We start from the raw sequence: 13,794 nt of genomic DNA on the forward strand, positions 1-13,794 counted from the left end.
GGCCTTCGTGGCCCTGCCGGCGCGAGCTAGCCGCGGCCGGCGGGTCCATAGGCAGGGAGGAGGCGGTATCAGGCGTGGTCATGACAGCATGGCCTCGAAGGCCGGCGACAAGCGTTCGTCGAAGCCGTCGCTGCGGCGGATCAGGAAGCGCGCGGCCAGCGCATGGCGGCGGGCGAATACCATGCCCGCCTCGGGGCCCAGCACGGTCAGCGCGGTGGACAGCGCATCGGCCATCATGCATTGCGGGTGCAGCACCGTGACGGAGGCCAGCGCGTGGCTGGCCGGATAGCCCGTGCGCGGGTCCAGCGTGTGCGCATAGCGGCGACCGCCACTATCGAAGTAACGCCGGTAGTCGCCCGAGGTGGCCACCGACAAGCCATGCAGCGCGACCCGCGTCTCGTGCCCCGCCGCGCCACCGCCCGGCGGCGTTTCCAGCGCGACCCACCACGGCATGCCGTCGGGCTTGACGCCATGGCCGCGCAGCTCGCCGCCGATTTCCACCAGGTGGTTGTCGATGCCCTGCCCGCTCAGGTAGCGCGACACCGCATCCACGCCAAAGCCCTTGGCGATGGCACAGAAATCCAGCCGGATGCCGCCGGGCTGCTGCACGCGGCTACCGGCCTCGTCGATGGCGATGCGCTGCCATGCGCATTGCGCGCGCGCCTGCTCCAGCGCCGCCAGCGCGGGCGCTTGGGCACGCTGCGGCGCCGGGCCGAAGCCCCACAGGTCGACCAGCGGCCCCGCGCTGGGGTCAAAGGCGCCGCCACTGTCGCGCGCCACTTGCAGCGCCGCCTTCAGCACGGTGAAGCAGTCGGCTGGCAGCACCTGCCAGCTGCCGGCCGCGGCGCGGTTGAAGCGGCTCACGTCCGAGGCTTCGTCCCAGTTGCTCATCTGCGCGACGACCTCGGCCAGCACGGCGCGGATGCCGGCGTCGAGCGTGTCTTGATCGACTGCCACGGGCGATGCGGCCCACGCCACCGACCATGTGGTGCCCATGGTCTCGCCTTGCCGCCAGCACAGGCATGACGCCGCGGCAGGCACGGGCGGAACGGCACCAAGCGAAAGGGGAACCAGGACACGCTGCATATGAGACGGACGGGAGACGGACAGGAGACGGAAATGACGAAAACACAAAAAGCCCGCTGGGGGCTTAGGGCTTGCGCAGGCGACGGGACTCACGCCCCGCCGCCTGCCGGCGTGGCATTGCGCTTACTGCGGCAGCACTTCCACCGTGGCCGCATAGCTGGCGCGGCGCGTCTTGGCTTCCTTGACGGCAACCTTGTCGTCGCGCACCTCGGCTTCCAGCCAGTACATGCCCGGGGCCGGCCACTTGACGCTGAACTTGCCGTCGGCGTCGGTGGTGAACGCCATTTCCTGCAACTGGTCGCGATAGCGGATACCGCCCGGCACCACGGCTACCTTGACGTTGGCGGCGGGCTTGCCGTCCAGCAACAGGCGGAAGCTGGCGGCGTCGCCGGCGACCAGGTCGTTCGGGTGGGTCACGGGCGCCAGCTCCAGGCCCCGGCCAGTGGTCTGCAGCACCTTGGCGGTGGGCTTGCCCGCCGTCACGAAGGCTTCCAGGCGGCTGTCGGCCTGCGTCACCTGCAGGTCCTGCGCGCCGGCCGGCACCTCCTTGGCGAAGGCTTCGGGCGAACCGCGCCAGCGCTTGGCCTGGCCGTCCACCTTGTAGCTGGCAAACAGGCCGTGGTTGACCATGGCCACCTTGTAGGTGCCGGGCTGGGTCAGGTGAACGTCGAAGGTGCTGCGATAGCGGCCGGTGCTGGCGTTCTCGACCTTGGCCGCGGCGCCGTCCGGCGCGGTCACGGCGAGGTTATCGAGGCGCAGCGGCACGTGCTCGAAGTAGAACAGGTCGTTCGACACGGCGGCGTCGACGGTCACCCACGGGTCGCTGCCCGACAGCACGGTCGCCGACGGCAGCAGCCACTGGCGGTGTGCGTGGGCGGCCAGCGGCATCAGCGCGGCCAGGGCCAGCGCGGCGGCCTGGACGGACAGTTTGGTGGCGAAGGTCTTCATCGTCATGCTCCTATTCCTCTTGCTATTGAATGCAGGGCTGGTTGATCGGTTCGGGGCTCAGGGCTTCAGGGCTTCAGGTCGACCGAGACGCCGCCAAGCTCATGCTCGCCCTTGGCCTTGGCCGAAGCGGCTGCCTTCGGCGGCCAGGCAAAGGGCACGCGCAGCAGTTCGCGGCCGCCGACCTCGCGGGCGGCTTCCACGACGAGCTGATACTCGCCGGCGGGCAGCTTGCCCAGCGGCGCCTTGGCATCCGTGAAAGTGAGCGTGTGCTCTCCGGCCGCGCGCGTGGCGCCGGAGATGCCGTCGGCGGGCATCTGCATGTCGCGCCCGGCCTTGCGCCACCACTGGCGCATGTCCTTGAGCCACTTGGTGCCTTCGCCGTCCTTGTGCTTGACGTCATACCAGACGGCCAGCGTGGCGGCCGGGCTCTGGTCGGCGCGCTCGATCCACATCGAGACATAGGGCCGGTGGTATTCCGCGACGTTCAGGCGCGGGATCTCTACCTTGACGTTCATTTCGGCCGCCACGGCCGGGCTGGCGAATGGAGCCGCGGCCAGGCCGGTAAGGGTGACGGTAAGCAATCGGCGCATAACGGGACCTCGTCTTTGAACGGTAAATGGGATCAGGTGATCGTTAGTAATCGCTAGTGATCGTTAGTGGATGAACAGCAGCGCCAGCAGCAGCGGCACCACCACGCCCAGCCCGACCAGCGGCCAGGTCGCCATGCGGCCTCCGGCGTGCAGCTTGAGCAGGAACAAGCCGGTCACGCTGAAGATCAGGCAGGCTGCGGCGAACACATCCAGGAACAGGCTCCATGCGCGGCCGGTGTTGCGGCCCTTGTGCAGGTCGTTCAGGTAGGAGATCCAGCCCCGCGTGGTCTTCTCGTACTGCACATCGCCGCTGTCCAGTGCCACGCTGACCCAGGCATCGCCACCCGGGCGCGGCAATGCGACATAGATCTCATCGGCCTGCCACTCGGCTTCACGGCCATGGGCGTTGATATCGAGTTCCTGCGACAGCCAGTTGGCCAGCGCCGCTGGCACCGGGCCCTTGTCTGCGTGCGTGGCCCGGCGCAAGGCCGCCGTGAGGCTGGCCGGCGCGCTCGCCGTGCGTGTGACCACTTGCGGGCGAGCCTCGATCTGGCCAGCGTGGTTGAGCGTGAAGCCGGTGACGGCAAATAGCAGCATGCCGATCAGGCACATTGCCGAACTGATCCAGTGCCACTGATGCAGGTGTTTGAGCCAGAATGCCCGGCGCTGCTGGCCTGCCGCTAGCGATGTTTCAGTCATGTCTGTTGATCTTCCGGCGCCCGGCAACCTGCTTCTCCGGTGCCTCACTGGTCAGCTTGCCGCGTCCGCGCGAAGGTGCCGCGCCCCATGCCAGGTGACGGCCCAGGCAAGCAAAGCGAAAGGATAATGGTTCTCATTTGAAATCGCAATGCTTGCGCTGGCGATCAGGCATTACGTTCCATTACACGCTCCACACTCGGAACGCCCCTTAAAGTGCAGCGTCATCCGCAGCCAAAAGATCATTTGTGTGGTTGCGTGCATGCCACTGCCAAATTCCCCTGCGAGCCTTGCTGCACCTGAGGAAATCCCCTAGCGAGCGGTCGTCAAGTTTGTCCTCCGGGCCGCCGTTATCGCCTCAGCAGTGCCGTAAATCCATAGCTAGAAAAAGGGGAGAGAGAATGCTGGAGCGCCTGAGCCTGAGGAAAAAATTGCTGTTGCCATTGCTGCTGAGCTGGGTCTGCCTGCTCGGGCTGACGCTATGGGACGCCTGGCAGATGCGCGAGCTGCGCCTGGCGGAGAGAAAGCTCGACCTGGCGCACGTCACCGAAACCGCGCTGTCCATGGTCCAGTCGTACGAGGCACTGGGGCGCAGCGGCAAGATGCCGATGGAAGAGGCCAAGCAGCAGGCCCTGGAGCGCGTGCGCGCCATCCGCTTTGGCGAGGACGGCTACTTCACCCTGATGCATTCCAACGCGGTTGTGGTGATGCATCCGTTCAAACCGGAGATGAACGGCAAGAACATGGAAGACACCAAGGACCCGAAGGGCACTTATCTGTTCCGCGATATTGCCGCGATCGGCAAAGGCGCGGGACAGGGTTACGTGCAGTACCTGTGGGCCAAGCCTGGCGCCGAGGCGCCGCAGCCCAAACTGAGCTACGTGGCGAACTTCAAGCCGTGGGACTGGAACTTCATCGCCGGGGTCTACCTGGACGATATCGACGCGGCGTTCCGCCAGGCGCTGCTCAAGTCGCTGGCCTTGCTGCTGGGCATCGGCACGGTGATGACTGTGGTGGTGCTGCGCATCGCCAACGGCCTGCATAAACAGCTGGGCGGAGAGCCGGCGCTGACTTCGCGCATCGCCGCGCGCATCGCCGAAGGCGACCTGGCCAGCGAAGTGCACACCGCGCCCGGTGACAACCACAGCGTGCTGTTCGCCATGCAGCAGATGCAAACCCGCCTGACCGGCGCCATCGGCAGCATCCGCGGCTCGGCGGATTCGATCGCCGGAGCGGCCAGGGAGATCGCCACCGGCAACGCCGACCTGTCGCGCCGCAGCGAAGAGCAAGCGGCGTCGCTGGAGCAAACGGCGGCCAGCATGGAGCAGCTCACCGGCACCGTGCGCCAGAGCGCCGACAACGCGCGCCAGGCCAGCCGCCTGGCCGAGGGCGCATCGGAGATCGCGGTGCGCGGCGGCGTCATCGTGGGCAAGGTGGTCAACACCATGGGCGAGATCAAGGCCGCCTCGGGCAAGGTGGTCGACATCATCGGCGTAATCGAAGGCATCGCCTTCCAGACCAATATCCTGGCGCTCAACGCGGCGGTGGAAGCCGCCCGCGCGGGCGACCAGGGCCGCGGCTTCGCGGTGGTGGCCGGCGAGGTACGCAGCCTGGCGCAGCGCAGCGCTACCGCCGCCAAGGAGATCAAGGCCTTGATCGGCAACTCCGCGCAGCGGGTGGATGATGGCTCGGCGCTGGTGGAAACCGCCGGGCAAGCGATGGACGAGATCGTGGAAGCGGTCAAGCGCGTGACCGACCTGATGGGCGAGATGCGCGCCGCCACCGAAGAGCAGACCGGCGGCATCGAGCAGGTCAACCAGGCCGTGACGCAGATGGACCAGATGGCGCAGCAGAACGCCGCGCTGGTGGAGCAGGCAGCCGCCGCGGCCGCCTCCCTCGAAGACCAGGCCGATGCGCTGCACCGCGCCGTTGGCACGTTCCGGCTGGCGGGCGCGTGAGATCCGCATAGGGCGGTAACCAGCGGCGCCCCGGGCTCGGCACGCCGGGCGCCGCCATCGCGCGCTTGACTGCGCGCTTCGCGTGCGCCGGGGACTTTCCCCGCTTGCCCGGCGCACGTTTTCTTTTTCCGCGCTCCTCCCTGCGTTTCCTCCCGCGCTTGCGCGCAACTGGTGGCCGCGCCATCCGCAAAGCCCTTCCGAAATAAGTTGAAAATTTTCCTTGTAATGAGATTAATTCCCATTTACTATTGCCTCACTGACTGACGCAGGCGAGCAAGGAAGCAAGGAAGCAAGGAAGCAAGACAAGCTTGGCCTGGCGCCAGGCACCAGAACACAGCAAGGCCAGCGGCAAGTCCGCGGCAACAAGAATTTTGAGATGTCGCAACGCGGCATCCATCACCGTCTTTTGTGGGGACCGCTCCGTACCGCGGAGCGTTTGGCAGTAGCCAGTCACCGGAGGATCGGGAAAGCAACCAGACCCCGCTTTCCCGATCGCCTCTTCGGCCGACAAGCCAAGCCATTTTTTTATTCCGCGAGCCGTGCGCCACGGCTCGCAGCAGCGGGCGGCCTTCCTTGCAGGACGCCGCCCGCTGCACGCCTACGGTTGGAATCGCGAACGTCCGCCCAATGCGCGTGATGGCGCAGCCGGCCCAGACACCTTCATTTCCGATTGATGCGCCCCGTGCGGGCGCTAAGCCGCAGCATGCTGATGCCTCCCAACAGTACCGAACCCATTGACCTCAAGCGTGCCGGACTCAAGGCAACGTCACCGCGCGTTCGCGTGCTGGAAGTTTTCCGTGCCAGCCCACGGCGCCACCTCAGCGCCGAAGACGTCTACCGCATCCTGCTGGCACAGGAAGTCGATGCCGGCTTGTCGACGATCTACCGCGTGCTCAACCAGCTGGTGCAGGCCAACATCCTGCTGCGCCACAGCTTCGAAGCCGATCACGCAGTGTTCGAACTCAACGAAGGTGGCCACCACGACCACCTGATCTGCGTGGCCTGCGGCCGCGTGGAAGAATTCCGCGACGAAGCCATCGAAATCCGCCAGCGCGAAGTGGCAAGCGCCAATGCCTTCGTGCTGCGCGAGCACATGCTGGTGCTATACGGCCTTTGCCCAGGATGCCGAGCCGACAAATCCATCAACTGATACGGCCCTCGTTCCACCGCCCCCCATTGTCGGAACCACGGCCTCGCCCGTCCCCGCCCGTCGCGGGCACGGGTGCGCAACCGGAGTCCATCATGGATCGCCAGACCAAGCCCCTGACCGAACTCAAGCGCCTGCTGAACGATTGCCTGCATGCGCAACCCGGCTGCCAGGGCTGCCAGCTGCACGCCGTGTGCGTGCACCGGCCGGACCACACCGGGTGCAACTGGAGCGCGGAGGTCGATTTCCCCGGGACGAGCGACGAAGAAGCGATGCGGAGCTTGCCACTGGCACGCCGGGTAGTCGTGATGGTCAGGGAGCGCTTCAATGTGGAGCGGATGAACATGGGCGAACCGGGCTTGAGCCTGGCTTGAGCCCCCGGCACAGTTCACACAAGCAGGTGGCACTTGAGTGCAGGCACATGGGTGAGCGTTTTCCACCCTGCCAAATCCCCCCACCCCCTCCCCCTCCAGTTAAAATCCCCCGCTAGCCCCCGCGCGCAGCGCGGCCCCACTCAAACCCGCTCCGCGTCCAAATGCCCATCCCCTTCGCGCCCCGCCGCGCACTTCTGGCTCTAGCCCTCACCCTGGGCGCCACAGCCGCCTGGGCAGCGCCTGACGCGCCGGCCACCACCGCGCCCGCCAGTAACTGGAAGATCTCGGCCGGCCCGGGCGTGTACGCCGCGCCGGATTTCCCCGGCTCCCGCAGCACGCTTGTTTATCCGATCATCTACCAGGACATCGACTACGGCGGCCGCTTCTTCTCGCGCGGCTTCGACCTGCTAGGGGTCTACGCGGTCAACAACGATATCTGGCAGATCGGCGCCGACTTCCAGTTCGACCCGACCTGGCGCAAAAGCAAGAATGACAGCCGGCTCAGGGGCCTGGGCGACGTCAACATGACCATGCGGGCGCGCGCATTCGCGCAGGCGCAGGTGTCGTTCGTAACGTTCTCGGCGGATGTGGCGCAGGATATCGCTGGCCAGGGCCAGGGCTTGATTGCGAATGGCGATGTGCTGTTCAGCCTGCCAGCCGGTAAGTGGCTATTCACATTGGGGCCAGGGGTGACCTGGACCAACAGCAAGTACATGCAGACGTTCTTCGGCGTCACGGCGGAGCAAAGCGCGCGTTCCGGCCTGCAGACGCATGCCGTGGGTGCTGGCCTGCGCGAGTGGCATGCGAATGGCATCGTCACCTACGAGATCTCGCGCAACTGGTCCGCGCTGGCCTCCGTGACCTTTGCCCGGCTGCAGGGCGATGCGGCCAGCAGCCCGATCACCGAGCGGCGCCAGCAATGGACCACCATGGGGGCCGTGACCTACCGGTTCCGCTAAGCGCGGGGAGCACAGGTGGCGCGAGGTGGGCTAGATGAGCGGGATGGCCGAGCCTTTCGCCGTCAGGGCCGGCCCGGCCCCGGCGCCACCACATTCGCGCTGGCAGCCGGGGCCGCGGGCCGCAGCACCAGCCAGACGGCCATCCCGATCAGCGCTCCGCCGGCGGCGTGTGCCCACGACAATTGCTCGCCAAGGAAGATGGCGCCCCAGACGATGCCGAACGGCGGGATCAGGAAGGTCACGGTCAGCGAGCGAACCGGGCCCAGGTCGGCAATCAGCCGGTAGTACAGGATGTACGCAATCGCCGTGCAAAGCATCCCCACCCCCAGCATCGCCATCCATACGCCTGGGCCGGCGGCCGGCAGCGTGTTTTCGCGCATCAGTGCAACCGCGCTGAACGGCAGCAGGAACAGGGTGGCGCCAACCATGCTGCCCGTTGCCACCAGGCGCGCGTCCAGACCGCCCTGCGCGGTGATCCAGCGCCGCGCGAGGAAGCCCGCCAGACCGTAGCATGCGGTCGCCACCAGGCAGGCGGCGGCGCCGAGCAGCACCTGGGGCGAGAACGCTACCGGCCCGGTGCGGGTCAGCACCGCGACACCGGCAACGCCGAGGACGACGCCGCCGGCCTTGGCCAGCGTCAGGCGCTCGCTAAAGCACAGCGCGCCGATCAACACGCCCATCAGCGGCGTCATGGCGTTGAACACGGCGGAGTAGCCGGCCGGTAGCCACAGCGCGGCGAACGAGTACATGGCGAATGGGATGCCGGAGTTGATCACGCCCAGCACCATGACCTGCCGCCACTTGCCGCGCATGTTCCAGCGCACGCGCATCATCGCCAGGCAGGCCACGAGCGTCAGCGCCCCGATCAGTACCCGCAGAAAGGCGGCGGTCAGGGGACCAAGCACCGGCGCGCTGATCCGCAGGAACAGGAAACTGGCGCCCCAGATGGCGGCAAGGCTGAGCAGGCGGATCAGGTCGGTGGGTTTCATGGTGGGGAGAGAAAACGAGGATGGCGTGCCCGGATTAAACCCCGGTGCCAGTGTGGCCGCAAGCTGGTTTCGGAGATCTCCCTGTCCCAGATTACCGCTGAAAAGTGCGTTTTAATTCGCTTTTTGGAGGAATCGCCACACTGACACCCTACTGACGAGGGGGCAGTCACATGAGTTGCGTGACAAGTCGTGTTTAGTTATTTTAAAATCTGATCTGCGCCAGAGTTAATTGACCCCTCCGACGCATTCCCGACAAGCCGCCACTTACGTGGCGGCTTCTTTTTTTTGCGGCGCACGGTTCACAACTATAAATCAACGTCAACCGCAATGGGAGATGACGCGTTTGCAGCGTCATGAAACGACAGTTCCTTGGCTTGCTAGCCCGCATTTACGTCCTCCAATTTGCCGTCGAGGTGCCGGCCACCGTGGCCATGCTCGCCGAAATGCTGATGGAGTACGGGTTCCAGGTGGATATTGGCACCGTCCGTCCCTTGCTGCGCGCCTTGCAGATGGAAGGCTACATGGAAAGCGTCCTGCGTGACGGCATCGGGCGTGTCTACCTGATCACGGAACGTGGCCGGGAAGAGCTGCGCAGCAGCCGCAGCCATGTTGACGACTTGTATCGCCGGCTGCACTCGCGCAACGATCCCTCGGAAGCGTCCCACGGTTGATTGCCAGCACGGGCGGCCAGGCTTGGCCGCTTTTGCGCAGCGCCCCGGCGGCGCTCGCGCCGGGGCAGCGTGAGTCCACACTCACGCCCTCGCCTCTCCTCACAATCCCCCGCACGCTGCCCACCCAAAACGTCCAAACGGGGTCGTTTTGCCGCAACTCGTCATGCGACGAATAACGTACCCGTTTCTGCGTGGACCACCATGCTTTGCATCAATGAAAGCGCCCGGGCAAGCCGTACGCGCTGGATTGCGCACCGCTTGCCCGGGCTTACCGGCTGACGCTGATCGCCAGGTTTTACTTCTTTGCTTCTTTACTGATTTACTTCTTCTCGGCCTTGCCTTCGTAGCGCTTGCTCCACTCGGCGAGAATGCGGTCCCGGTTGGCGCTGGCCCACGTGAAGTCATTCTTGATCAGGCGCTTCTCGTAGTCGGCCGGCAGCAGCGGATCCGGCTTGGCGATGCCCGGGATGGCCAGCACCGCGAAGTTCTTCTCGTACAGCGCCATGGCGTCGGACGAAGCGGAGAAGTCGGCCAGCTTGCGCGCCGCATCCAGGTTCTTGGTGCCCTTGATGATCGCGGTGGCCTCGATGTCCCAGCCCAGCCCTTCGGACGGCAGCACGATGTCGATCGGCGCGCCTTCCTTCTTGGACTTCATCGCACGGTATTCAAACGCGATGCCGATCGGGAACTCGCCTTGCGCCGCCATCTTGCAGGGCTTGGAGCCGGAGTGCGTATACAGGCCGATGTTCTTGTGCAGGGCGTCCATGTAGGACCAGCCCTTTTGCTCGCCCATCATCTGCAGCCAGGCGCTCACGTCCAGGTAGCCGGTGCCCGACGACGCAGGATGCGGCATGACGATCTTGCCCGCGTATACCGGCTTGGCCAGGTCGGCCCACGACGTGGGCTTGGGCAAGCCCTGCTTTTGCGCCTCGATGGTGTTAAAGCAGATTGCCGCGCCCCATACGTCCATGCCAACCCATGCCGGCGGATTGGCGGCGCTGCGGTATTGCGCGTCCACCGCCGCCAGGTTCTTCGGCGCGTACGGCTGCAGCATGCCTTCCTTGTCGAGGATGGCGAGGCTGGAACCGGCCAGGCCCCACACCGCGTCCGCGCGCGGCGCGGCCTTCTCGGCCAGCAGCTTGGCGGTCACGATGCCGGTGGAATCGCGCACCCACTTGATCTCGATGTCCGGGTTGGCCTTCTCGAACGCGGCCTTGTAGGCGGCGATCTGGTCAGCCTCCAGCGCGGTGTAAACCGTCAGCACGGTATTGGCATGGGCGGCGCCGGCCAGCAGCGCGAAGGCGGCCACGGCGGTGGCGGTGCGGAACAGGTGAGTCATGGTTTCTCCTTGGTGGAAGGCGTGTCGTGAAGTTCGGGTCGTGAAATGCGTATCGCGGCGCCGGCGCTGGTTAGCGACGGCAAATCAAGGCGCCGGCGCGCGCCAGGCTTGCGTGCGGCGCAGCCAGCCGCGCGCGGCGCCCATCAGCAGCAGGCAGGCCAGCGCCGAGGTCAGCAGGATCAGCGTGGACATGGCCGCGGCTGGCGCGGTGTCGCCGGCATCATCCATGTTCAGCACCGAGATCGCGGCCAGCACGGTATCGGGGCTATAGAGGAAGATCACCGCGGATACCGTGGTCATGGCCGAGACAAACAGGTAGCGGAAGATATCGATCAGCGCGGGCAGGCAGATCGGCACCGTCACCCGCCAGCAGGTGACCAGCGGCGCCACGCCCAGCGACAGCGCGGCGGCCTCGAACTCGGCATCGAGCTGGCGCAGCGCGGCGGCGGCGGTAAGGTGGCCGGTGGTGTAGAAGTGGGCCACGTTGCAGATCACCAGCAGCGTCATGGTGCCGTAGAGCCCGTGCAGCGGATTGGAGGGCGCGTTGAAGAAGAACACATAGCCCAGCCCGAGTACCAGCCCGGGCACCGCCATCGGCAACACAAAGCCGGCGCGCAGCACGCCATGCAACCACGCCGGCCCGCGCGTGCGCTCGGTCAGCCACGCGCCGAAGAAGATCGCCAGCGTGCCGGCCAGTGCGCTCAGCGCGGCCAGGCGCAAGCTGTTGCGGTAGGCCAGCCAGCCGCCGCCATCCATATTGTCGAAGTCGTAATGCGCCAGCGTGAGCTGCAGGTTGTACGGCCACAGCTTGACCAGCGAAGCGCCCACCGCCGCCGCCAGCATGATCAGCAAGGCGGCGCCGATCACCGTCACCACCAGCGTGCAACACGTGTCGCGCAGCCCGTCGCGGCCCGGCACATAGACCTGGGCACGGCTCGACATCTGCGCGCGTTGCCGGCGCTGCATGGCGATGTCCACGCCGAACGTCAGCAGCGCCGGCAACAGCAGCAGCATGCCGATCAGCGCGCCGCGCGCGAACTGCTGTTGCCCCACCACGGCCTTGTAGGCTTCCAGCGCCAGCACCGGATAGCCGCCGCCCACCACCTTGGGCACGCCGAAATCCGTCACCACCAGCGTAAACACCAGGCACGCCGCGCCAAACAGGCCGTGCCGCGCACCCGGAAGCGTCACCGTGAGGAAGGTGCGCCAGGCGGAGGCCCCCATGGCGCGCGCGGCCTCGTACAGGCGCGCGTCGGCCAGCGAGAGCGCGGCCATCAGCACCATCAGCGCATGGGGAAACGTATAGAAGGCCTCGCCCAGCACGATGCCCCAGAAACCATAGATGCCGCCTGCGCCGAATGCCCCCTTGAAGACGCCCTGGTTGCCGAACAGGTAAACCAGCGCGATGCCCGGCAGCAGCGAAGGGGCGAACAGCGGCAGCAGCGCAATGCCCCGCCAGAGCGGCTTGAACGCGATACGGGAGCGTTGCAGCGCGTAGGCAAAGCCAAAGGCCAGCGGCACCACCAGCGCGGCCACGGTCAGCGAGACGGCCACGCTGCGGCCCAGCAGCGGCAGGAAATTCGCGTTGGCGACCATCTCGGCCACGCGCGCAGGCAAGGCCCAGCGCCCGGCTTCATCGAACCATGCCTGGCCAAACAGCGCCAGCAGCGGCAGTACCAGCGCCACGGCCAGCCCGGCAAGCCAGAGCCACTTCATCGCAGCGGGCGCGGCATGCGCGATGCGGTCCGCCGCGCTGCCGGCGCCACGCCCGCGCCTGACAGTGGCATCGCGATCGGCCTTCGCCCCGGCCACGGGCAATGCGCGCGTCATGCGAACACCTGCAGCGCCTGGCTGGGCAGCGACACCCAGAACTTGTGGCTGCCCGGCGCCGGCAGCAGGTGGCGCTCCTCGCGCAGTACGTCGGCAAACAGCGTGTGGCCCGGCAGGCGGTCGGCCTCCAGCATCAGGCGATAGCGGCTGCCCAGATAGGTCTGGTCGACAATGCGCGCCAGCAGGCGGTTGGGCTCGCCTTCCACGGGGTGCAGCCGGATGGCTTCCGGGCGGCAGCACAGCCGGGCTGCGCCTTCGGCCACCTCGCCGGCGCGGGCCGGGGACACGGCCAGGTCGAGCTCGCCCACGCTGAAGGTATCGCGCCCGCTGAGCCGGCCATCCAGCCAGTTGGCCTGACCGATGAATTCGGCCACGAAGGCCGAGGCCGGGCGCTCGTAGATCTCGCCGGGCGTGCCGACCTGCGCGATGCGCCCGCCCTCCATCACGGCGATGCGGTCCGCCATCGCCATGGCTTCATCCTGGTCGTGCGTGACCATGACGGTAGTGACGTTCAAGCGCCGCTGCAACTGGCGCAACTCCAGCCTCAGATGCTCGCGCACCCTCGCATCGAGTGCCGACATCGGCTCATCGAGCAGCAGCAGCGACGGTGCCGGCGCCAGCGCGCGCGCCAGTGCCACGCGCTGCTGCTGGCCGCCCGAGAGCTGGCCGGGGAACTTGCGCTCGCTGCCCGCCAGGCCTACCAGCGACAGCATTTCCGCGACGCGGGCTTCGCGATGCGCACGTCCCATGCCCCGGCCCTGCAAGCCGTAGGCCACGTTCTGGGCTACCGGCAGATTGGGAAACAGCGCATAGGACTGGAACAGGATGCCGTAGTCGCGCGCCTGCGGTGGCAAGCCTGTCAGCTCGCGCCCGCCGGCGTGGATACGGCCCGTGTCCTCGCGCTCCAGCCCCGCGATGATGCGCAGCAAAGTGGTCTTGCCGCAACCCGAAGGGCCCAGCAGGCACAGCAGTTCCCCCTGCGCCACCGACAGCGAAACGCCGTCCAGCGCCTGGAACCCTCCCGCCCCTCCGAAACGCTTGCCTACCTGCTCGACCGCCAGGAACGCGCGGCCCGGCGCGGACTCACCTGCTTGCATGGACAACCCTCTGCGCTTTGATAACAGCGGGCAGCATAGGAGCGGCGCATGCCAGCCGTGTGGCAGTTGGGCAAAGAATCCCGATGCAGGTATCGGCGGATTTTGGGGAT

13 protein-coding genes are annotated in these 13,794 nt (G+C 66.8%); 5 read left to right on the top strand and 8 right to left on the bottom strand.

All coding sequences use genetic code 11. The features are described from left to right. Nucleotides 1-78: 78 nt before the first annotated feature. The 4 genes from AC1RQK_RS21680 to AC1RQK_RS21695 all read right to left on the bottom strand — a co-directional run bounded on the left by AC1RQK_RS21680 (nt 79) and on the right by AC1RQK_RS21695 (nt 3,323). On the bottom strand, nt 79-1,086 hold the full coding sequence (locus AC1RQK_RS21680) for an FAD:protein FMN transferase (protein ID WP_492811070.1): 1,008 nt from the start codon (nt 1,084-1,086) through the stop codon (nt 79-81). 123 nt (nt 1,087-1,209) lie between these two features. Then, a complete protein-coding gene (locus AC1RQK_RS21685; protein WP_492811179.1) occupies nt 1,210-2,034 on the bottom strand; it encodes a DUF4198 domain-containing protein in 825 nt (274 codons plus the stop codon). Between the two features lie 65 nt (nt 2,035-2,099). Next, nucleotides 2,100-2,624, bottom strand: coding sequence for a DUF2271 domain-containing protein (locus AC1RQK_RS21690; RefSeq protein WP_150985118.1), 525 nt, complete (start codon nt 2,622-2,624; stop codon nt 2,100-2,102). A gap of 63 nt (nt 2,625-2,687) precedes the next feature. Next, nucleotides 2,688-3,323, bottom strand: a complete 636-nt coding sequence (locus AC1RQK_RS21695) for a PepSY-associated TM helix domain-containing protein (RefSeq protein WP_492375637.1) — start codon at nt 3,321-3,323, stop codon at nt 2,688-2,690. A 398-nt stretch (nt 3,324-3,721) separates the two neighbouring features. On the opposite strand from AC1RQK_RS21695, the gene AC1RQK_RS21700 reads away from it, so the two are divergent. From AC1RQK_RS21700 to AC1RQK_RS21715, 4 genes are all read left to right on the top strand, one after another. Further along, nucleotides 3,722-5,278, top strand: coding sequence for a methyl-accepting chemotaxis protein (locus tag AC1RQK_RS21700; RefSeq protein WP_492375638.1), 1,557 nt, complete (start codon nt 3,722-3,724; stop codon nt 5,276-5,278). Nucleotides 5,279-5,981: 703 nt separating this feature from the next. After that, complete coding sequence (fur, locus tag AC1RQK_RS21705; protein ID WP_492811074.1) at nt 5,982-6,428, top strand: ferric iron uptake transcriptional regulator; 447 nt, start codon at nt 5,982-5,984, stop codon at nt 6,426-6,428. A 92-nt stretch (nt 6,429-6,520) separates the two neighbouring features. After that, nucleotides 6,521-6,799, top strand: a complete 279-nt coding sequence (locus tag AC1RQK_RS21710; protein WP_492375640.1) for a hypothetical protein — start codon at nt 6,521-6,523, stop codon at nt 6,797-6,799. 161 nt (nt 6,800-6,960) lie between these two features. Beyond that, nucleotides 6,961-7,758, top strand: coding sequence for a MipA/OmpV family protein (locus AC1RQK_RS21715; protein WP_492371951.1), 798 nt, complete (start codon nt 6,961-6,963; stop codon nt 7,756-7,758). 62 nt (nt 7,759-7,820) lie between these two features. On the opposite strand, the gene AC1RQK_RS21720 is transcribed toward AC1RQK_RS21715, so the two are convergent. Beyond that, complete coding sequence (locus AC1RQK_RS21720; protein WP_492371950.1) at nt 7,821-8,747, bottom strand: DMT family transporter; 927 nt, start codon at nt 8,745-8,747, stop codon at nt 7,821-7,823. A 353-nt stretch (nt 8,748-9,100) separates the two neighbouring features. On the opposite strand from AC1RQK_RS21720, the gene AC1RQK_RS21725 reads away from it, so the two are divergent. Next, nucleotides 9,101-9,418 carry a PadR family transcriptional regulator gene (locus AC1RQK_RS21725; protein WP_150985106.1) on the top strand — a complete coding sequence of 106 codons (318 nt, stop codon included), beginning with the start codon at nt 9,101-9,103 and terminating at the stop codon, nt 9,416-9,418. 319 nt (nt 9,419-9,737) lie between these two features. On the opposite strand, the gene AC1RQK_RS21730 is transcribed toward AC1RQK_RS21725, so the two are convergent. The 3 genes from AC1RQK_RS21730 to AC1RQK_RS21740 all read right to left on the bottom strand — a co-directional run bounded on the left by AC1RQK_RS21730 (nt 9,738) and on the right by AC1RQK_RS21740 (nt 13,684). Next, nucleotides 9,738-10,757, bottom strand: a complete 1,020-nt coding sequence (locus AC1RQK_RS21730; RefSeq protein WP_492371949.1) for a putative 2-aminoethylphosphonate ABC transporter substrate-binding protein — start codon at nt 10,755-10,757, stop codon at nt 9,738-9,740. 84 nt (nt 10,758-10,841) lie between these two features. Beyond that, complete coding sequence (locus AC1RQK_RS21735; RefSeq protein WP_492811078.1) at nt 10,842-12,587, bottom strand: putative 2-aminoethylphosphonate ABC transporter permease subunit; 1,746 nt, start codon at nt 12,585-12,587, stop codon at nt 10,842-10,844. Continuing rightward, nucleotides 12,584-13,684 (bottom strand): putative 2-aminoethylphosphonate ABC transporter ATP-binding protein, encoded by a 1,101-nt coding sequence (locus AC1RQK_RS21740; RefSeq protein WP_492371947.1) that lies wholly within the window; start codon nt 13,682-13,684, stop codon nt 12,584-12,586. The genes AC1RQK_RS21735 and AC1RQK_RS21740 overlap by 4 nt, the downstream gene beginning before the upstream one ends. Nucleotides 13,685-13,794: the final 110 nt, after the last annotated feature.

The sequence above is a fragment of the Cupriavidus sp. GW822-FHT02D05 genome (genome assembly GCF_058802485.1).

What these genes read in the sequence shown, in the direction of transcription:
- AC1RQK_RS21720 (WP_492371950.1), bottom strand. Translation starts at nt 8,747, where the DNA reads ATGAAACCCACCGACCTGATCCGCCTGCTCAGCCTTGCCGCCATCTGG.
- AC1RQK_RS21695 (WP_492375637.1), bottom strand. Translation starts at nt 3,323, where the DNA reads ATGACTGAAACATCGCTAGCGGCAGGCCAGCAGCGCCGGGCATTCTGG.
- AC1RQK_RS21685 (WP_492811179.1), bottom strand. Translation starts at nt 2,034, where the DNA reads ATGAAGACCTTCGCCACCAAACTGTCCGTCCAGGCCGCCGCGCTGGCC.
- AC1RQK_RS21700 (WP_492375638.1), top strand. Translation starts at nt 3,722, where the DNA reads ATGCTGGAGCGCCTGAGCCTGAGGAAAAAATTGCTGTTGCCATTGCTG.
- AC1RQK_RS21680 (WP_492811070.1), bottom strand. Translation starts at nt 1,086, where the DNA reads ATGCAGCGTGTCCTGGTTCCCCTTTCGCTTGGTGCCGTTCCGCCCGTG.
- AC1RQK_RS21710 (WP_492375640.1), top strand. Translation starts at nt 6,521, where the DNA reads ATGGATCGCCAGACCAAGCCCCTGACCGAACTCAAGCGCCTGCTGAAC.
- AC1RQK_RS21735 (WP_492811078.1), bottom strand. Translation starts at nt 12,587, where the DNA reads ATGACGCGCGCATTGCCCGTGGCCGGGGCGAAGGCCGATCGCGATGCC.
- AC1RQK_RS21730 (WP_492371949.1), bottom strand. Translation starts at nt 10,757, where the DNA reads ATGACTCACCTGTTCCGCACCGCCACCGCCGTGGCCGCCTTCGCGCTG.
- AC1RQK_RS21725 (WP_150985106.1), top strand. Translation starts at nt 9,101, where the DNA reads ATGAAACGACAGTTCCTTGGCTTGCTAGCCCGCATTTACGTCCTCCAA.
- fur (WP_492811074.1), top strand. Translation starts at nt 5,982, where the DNA reads ATGCTGATGCCTCCCAACAGTACCGAACCCATTGACCTCAAGCGTGCC.
- AC1RQK_RS21740 (WP_492371947.1), bottom strand. Translation starts at nt 13,684, where the DNA reads ATGCAAGCAGGTGAGTCCGCGCCGGGCCGCGCGTTCCTGGCGGTCGAG.
- AC1RQK_RS21690 (WP_150985118.1), bottom strand. Translation starts at nt 2,624, where the DNA reads ATGCGCCGATTGCTTACCGTCACCCTTACCGGCCTGGCCGCGGCTCCA.
- AC1RQK_RS21715 (WP_492371951.1), top strand. Translation starts at nt 6,961, where the DNA reads ATGCCCATCCCCTTCGCGCCCCGCCGCGCACTTCTGGCTCTAGCCCTC.